The 5,458-nt window shown below is 72.2% G+C and carries 2 protein-coding genes; both read left to right on the top strand.

Annotation, left to right across the window (positions count from 1 at the left end):
• Positions 1-3,801 (top strand): SDR family NAD(P)-dependent oxidoreductase (locus VF697_RS14385; RefSeq protein WP_331095289.1); only part of this gene is annotated, 3,801 nt, incomplete at its 5' end.
• An 8-nt stretch (positions 3,802-3,809) separates the two neighbouring features.
• On the top strand, positions 3,810-5,458 hold a 1,649-nt coding region (locus VF697_RS14380), incomplete at its 3' end, for a type I polyketide synthase (RefSeq protein ID WP_331095287.1).

Genomic DNA, 5,458 nt, shown 5'->3' with positions numbered 1-5,458 from the left:
GACGTGGGAGACGTGTGCTTCACGGCGGCGACGGGACGGGCGCACTTCGAGCACCGGCTGGCGGTGGTGGGAACCAGTGCGCGGCAGGTGCGTGAGCGGCTGGAAGCGGCGGCGAGTGGACGGGAGGTGGAAGGGGTGGTGGCGGGGAGGACGGGGGCCGCGGCACCGAAGGTGGCCTTCGTCTTCGCGGGAGAGGGGGAGCGCTCCGCCGGAATGGGCAGGCAGTTGTACGAGACGCAGCCAGCGTTCCGGGAGGCCGTGGACACGTGCGCCCAGGCGCTGAAGGGGGTGCTGGAGAGGCCGCTGGAGCAGGTGCTGTACGGGCCGGAGTCAGCGCTGCTCGAGGAGGATGGTTACGGGAAGGCGGCGGTGTTCGCGCTGGAGTGGGCGCAGGCGAGGATGTGGAGGGCGTGGGGAGTGGAGCCGCAGGCGGTGGTGGGGCAGGGAGTCGGGGAGTACGTGGCGGGGGTGGAGGCGGGAGTGTTCAGCCTGGAGGAGGGGCTGAGGCTGGCGGTGGGCAAGCCGGGACAGGCGGGCCCCTACGCGGTGCCGAGGCTGCTGCTGGTGAGCGCGGAGCGTGGGACGGCGCCCGGAGCGGAGGCGAGCCAGGAGGACTACTGGAAGAAGCCCCGGGGACAGCAGGCCGCACGGTGGGACGAGGCCGAGAAGGCACTCAAGGCCCACGGCGTGGAGGTGTGCCTGGAGCTGGGGCCTCGTCCGGTGGGTCGGACGGGGTGGCTGGCCACGGCGGGCCGGGACGGAGTGGAATGGGCGCAGGTGGTGAAGGCGCTGGGCGGGCTGTACGTGACGGGTGTGGAGGTGGACTGGGCCGCTTACGACGCTCCCTTCGAGCGGCGTCGGGTCGCCCTGCCCACCTATCCCTTCCAGCGCCAGCGCTACTGGTGGCGCGGTGCGACGGCTCGCCCGGCGGCGCCCCGCGGTGAGACGGGCATCAAGCCGCACCTGGGCCGACGGTTGCGCTCGCCGGCACTCGAGGCGCTCGTGTACGAGACGACCTACGGGCCCTCGCGACCGGCGCACCTCAATGATCACCGCCTCTTCGGCACGCTCGTGGCGGCGGGCTCCTCGCACATCTCGCTGGTGCTCTCCGCCATCGAGGACGCCTACGGCTCCCCCGCGTGCACGCTGGAGAACCTGGCCTTCCCCCAGGCGCTGGTGCTCGGGGACACCGAGGAGCGCACGCTCCAGGTCATCATCACCCCGCAGGAGCAGGGCCACGCCTTCGAGGTGAAGTCGCTGGGAGATGCCGACGGCGCGGAGACGTGGGTGCTGCACGCGCTCGGCGGTCTGCGCATGGGAATGGTGGACGCGCCGAAGTCGCTGCCGTCGCGCGAGGAGCTCCGGGCCCGGTGCCAGACGCGGCGCTCGGGAGACGAGCTCTACCGGCTCATGCGCGAGCGGGGCTACACGCTGGGGTCGGGCTACCAGTGGATCAGCTCGGTGGCTCGCCAGGGCAACGAGCTCCTCGGGGAGATGCGGCTGCCTCCGCTGCCGGACAGCCTGGAGGACTACCCGCTCTACCCGGGCTTCGTGGACTCGTGCTTCCAGGTGCTCGCGAGCTGGGCCCTGGAGCTCGAGCTGCGCGACTCGCTGTTCATCCCCTTCAGCATCTCGCGCTTCATCGTCTACAGGAGGCCGCGAGGGACGGTGTGGTGCCACGCGCGCATCGACGGGCGCGAGCGGGGCGCGGAGGATGCGCCCATCGGCGGGGATCTGCGGATCCTCGACGAGGAGGGGCTGGTGGCGGAGATCCTCGGCTTCCGAGGCCGGCTGGCGAGTCGGGAGGCCGTGCGCCTCGCCACGCACGTGAGGCGGGAGGAGGCGCGCTACGAGGTCATCTGGCGGCCCGAGTCCACGCCTCGCCCTGTCCCGACACCCACGGTGGACACGCGGACCTGGGTGCTGTGCATGGATGCGCGAGGCGCGGGCGAGCGGCTCGGGCGCCTGCTGGAGGAGCACGGCGCGCCCGTGGTCCGCGTCCGTCCAGGAGCCGGCTTCCGGGCACTGGGAGCCGGAGCGTTCGAGCTCGATGCGCGGCGCCCGGAGGACTTCACGCGCCTGTGGAGCGAGGCCATCGGGCCGGGCGGCTGCGCGGGAGTCGTCTACCTGTGGGGCCTGGACCGGCCGTGCGAGGAGGAGTCCTCCGCGGACGGGCTGCAGAACGCCGTGCTGGAGACGACGGGCGGGGCCCTGCACGTCGTGAAGGCCCTGGCGGGCCGGGGTGGAAGCGCGGCGCCGCTGTGGCTCGTCACCCAGGGTGCGCAGGCGGTGAAGGAGCAACGCCCGACGCTCGCGCTGGCACAGGCGCCGCTGTGGGGGCTCGGCCGGGTGATCGACCAGGAGCACCCCGAGCTGCGCTGCCACCGCGTGGACCTGGACCCCGAGGACCTCGAGGGCAGCATTTCCCTGCTGTACGCCGAGCTGGGCCGCGACGGGAGCGCTCCCGAGCGGGAGCTGGCCTTCCGGGGCGGCATGCGCCTGTACCCGTCGCTGCGGCGGGACATGGGCTCGCGTGGGGCGCCGCCGCTGCGGGCGGACGCCACCTACCTCATCACGGGGGGCCTCGGTGCGCTGGGCCTGGAGGTGGCCCGGTGGATGGTGGAGCAGGGGGCGCGTCACCTGGTGCTGGTGGGGCGTCGCGCGCCGTCGGCCTCGACCTCCGAGCGGGTGCGTGCACTCGAGCGGGCGGGAGCCCAGGTCACCCTCGCCGCGGTGGATGTCTCGCGCAAGGCGGAGGTGACGCGGCTGCTCCAGCAACTCGACGTGGAGGCACCGCCGTTGCGCGGCATCGTCCACGCGGCGGGCGTGCTGGATGACGGAGCGCTCCTCCAGCAAGACCTGGAGCGCTTCGAGCGGGTGCTGGCGCCCAAGGTGGCGGGAGCGTGGAACCTGCACCGGCTCACCGAGGGCCGATCGCTGGACTTCTTCGTCCTCTTCTCCTCGGCGTCCGCGACGCTCGGCTCGGCGGGCCAGGGCAACTACGCCGCGGCGAATGCCTTCCTGGACGCGCTCGCCCACGAGCGGCGCGCCCGCGGGTTGGCGGCGCAGTCGCTCGACTGGGGCCCGTGGGCGGACGCGGGCATGGTGGGCGCGGCGGACGGGGTCGTGGCGAAGGCGCTCGAGCGCCGGGGCATCCGGCCGCTTCCGGCCCGGCAGGCGCTCGCGCTCTTCGGCGAGGCGCTCGCGGGAAGCCGGCCGCAGGTGGCGCTCCTGTCCATCCACTGGCCGGTGTACCTGGAAGAGCTCGGGGCCCTGGGACGCTCGTCCTTCTACGAAGCGCTGGCGCCGGCCCGGAAGGCGGAGTCCCGCGCGATGCCGCAGCCCACGCAGCCGCGCTACCCCCTCGCGGAGCGGCTCCAGGCGGCCCTGCCCACCGAGCGTGCGGAGGTGCTGACCCGGAGCCTCCAGGAGGAGGTCATGCGCATCCTGCGGCTCGACAGCTCCACGGAGATCGACTGGCGCCAGGGGTTCGCCGAGCTCGGCATGGACTCGTTGATGGCCATCGAGCTGCGCAACGTGTTGCAGAAGGGGCTCGGGAAGAGCATCCCCGCGACGGTGGCGCTGGACCATCCCACCATCGACTTCCTGGTGCGACACCTGCTGGACGAGGTGCTGAAGCCCGAGGCCCGGGAGGCGCCGCCCGCCCCGGAGCGCAAGCCCGAGGCCACCATCAAGCCCGAGACCGCCGGAGCCGGCGCCGCCATGGAGAAGGAGCTCGACGCGCTGTCCGACGCCGAGCTGGCGCGCATGGTGGCGGAGGATCTCGCCAGGGAATCGTGAGGCCGGAGATGTCCGAGGAGATCAACTATCGCCAGCTGCTCCAGCAGCAGCTGGTGAAGATTCGCAAGCTGGAGGCCCGGGTGGAGCAGGCCGAGGCCGCCCGGCGGGAGCCCATCGCGATCATCGGCATGGCCTGCCGGCTGCCCGGAGGCGTGGAGAGCCCGGAGGCCTTCTGGGACCTGATGGTGAAGGGCGTGGACGCCACCAGCGAGGTGCCCCCGGAGCGCTGGGACGCCGAGGCCTTCTACGACCCGGATCCCCAGACGAAGGGGAGGATGCGCACGCGGCGCGGCGGCTTCCTGAAGGACGTGGACCGGTTCGACGCCCGGTTCTTCGGCCTCTCGCCGCGCGAGGCGGAGAGCATGGATCCGCAACAGCGGCTGGTGTTGGAGGTGGCCTGGGAGGCGCTGGAGCGAGCCGGACACGCGGTGGAGCGAGCCCGGCGCGAGCGGGTGGGCGTCTTCGTGGGGGTGATGAACAACGACTACGGGCAGCTCGCGCTGGACGCGGGGGGCGTGGAGGGCATCGACCCCTATTTCATCGGCGCGCGAGCCAACTGCGCCATCTCGGGACGGCTGTCGTATCTGTTTGGCTTTCAGGGCCCGAGCCTGGTGGTGGACACGGCGTGCTCGTCGTCATTGGTGGCGCTGCACCTGGCCTGCCAGAGCCTGCGGAATGGCGAGTGCGCGACGGCACTGGCGGCGGGGGTGAATCTCATCCTCTCGCCAGAGGTGAGTGTCTATCTTTCTTGCAGTGGGGCGCTCTCGGCGGACGGGCGGTGCAAGACCTTCGATGCCTCGGCGGATGGCTTTGGGCGAGCCGAGGGCTGTGGCGTGCTGGTGCTCAAGCGGCTGTCGGAGGCCCAGGCCCAGGGCGACACCATCCTGGCTGTGATTCGAGGCTCGGCGGTGGGGCATGACGGCCCGAGCAGCTCGTTCACGGTGCCGAACGGGGTGGCACAGCAATCCGTCATCCGACAGGCCTTGCAGGGCGCGGGAGTGGCGCCGGCCGAGGTGAGCTACCTGGAGGCGCACGGCACGGGGACGGCGATGGGAGACCCCATCGAGGCCGAGGCGATGTGGTCGGTGTTGAAGGAGGGGCGCAAGGGCGGGGAGTCGCTGTGGATGGGCTCGGTGAAGACGAACATCGGCTATCCGGAGGCGGCCTCGGGCGTCGTGGGATTGATGAAGGTGGTGCTGGCGATGCAGCACAAGCAGCTGCCGGCGCACCTGCACCTGAAGCAGCCCAACCCGCTCATCGACTGGAAGGGGATGGGGGTGAGGGTGCCGGTGGAGCTGACGCCGTGGGAGCCAACGCAGGGCCGGCGCCTCGCGGGAGTGACCTCTTACGGGCGGACCGGCACCCTGGCGCACGTGGTGGTGGAAGAGGCGCCAGCGCGAGCGGACGTGAAGCGAGCGGTGGAGAGGCCGGAGCACGTGCTGGTGGTGTCGGCGCGAAGTGCGGAGGCGCTGCGTGCACAGGCAGCTCGCCACGCGCGATTCCTGGCCGAGAGCGACACTGACGTGGGAGACGTGTGCTTCACGGCGGCGACGGGACGGGCGCACTTCGAGCACCGGCTGGCGGTGGTGGGAACCAGTGCGCGGCAGGTGCGTGAGCGGCTGGAAGCGGCGGCGAGTGGACGGGAGGTGGAAGGGGT

The sequence above is a fragment of the Archangium sp. genome (assembly GCF_036388035.1).
Lineage (GTDB): Bacteria > Myxococcota > Myxococcia > Myxococcales > Myxococcaceae > Archangium.
The sequence above is the reverse complement of the archived record's forward strand: the minus strand, read 5'-3'. Positions and strand labels throughout refer to the sequence as shown.